The 438-nt window shown below is 41.6% G+C and carries 1 protein-coding gene and 1 pseudogene; both read right to left on the bottom strand.

What is annotated here, in order from left to right; all coding sequences use genetic code 11:
- The coding region (locus tag C1G53_RS06440) for a type II toxin-antitoxin system RelE/ParE family toxin (protein WP_105118132.1) at positions 1 to 276 on the bottom strand (276 nt) is incomplete at its 3' end.
- A pseudogene (locus tag C1G53_RS13675) lies at positions 266 to 438 on the bottom strand (toxin-antitoxin system antitoxin subunit); the annotation flags it as partial. The pseudogene C1G53_RS13675 and the gene C1G53_RS06440, both read right to left, overlap by 11 nt.

Below are 438 nucleotides of genomic sequence, written 5' to 3'. Positions count from 1 at the left end.
AACTTCATTTTTCACTACGCGATAGAGGGCGATGTAGTCTTTTCCAACGACATAGCCTCGGGTTAGATGAGGCGGGTCTATCTGCTTACCAAAACGGTTATCGGCGTTAAAACCACGTTCAGGAAAAATTTGCAAACTCTCTAATGCTTCGACAATCATCCCAATTCGTCTTTTGGCAATTTCTTCTGAGAACTGTTCCGAAAAATAGGCGTAAATAACTGCCAATTCCTTCTCCACTGCTGGAGCAAGTATCACTGAATAAGACTCAAATTCCATACTTCTCTTTGACACTTTCTAGGCTGATCCCGTGACCTGCCTCAATCGCCTGTTGGTTTTCCTGGATTTCCTTCTGTAACTGTAAAAACAACTCTTCTCTTTCCAACTCTTCTTCTGTCAGAATTGGCAACTCATTTTTTACAGCGATATTTTGCAAGAAGA

The organism is Streptococcus suis (genome assembly GCF_002960445.1).
GTDB classification, from domain to species: Bacteria; Bacillota; Bacilli; order Lactobacillales; family Streptococcaceae; genus Streptococcus; species Streptococcus hyiners.
Note: the sequence above shows the minus strand (reverse complement) of the source record. Positions and strands in the feature narration are given on the sequence as shown.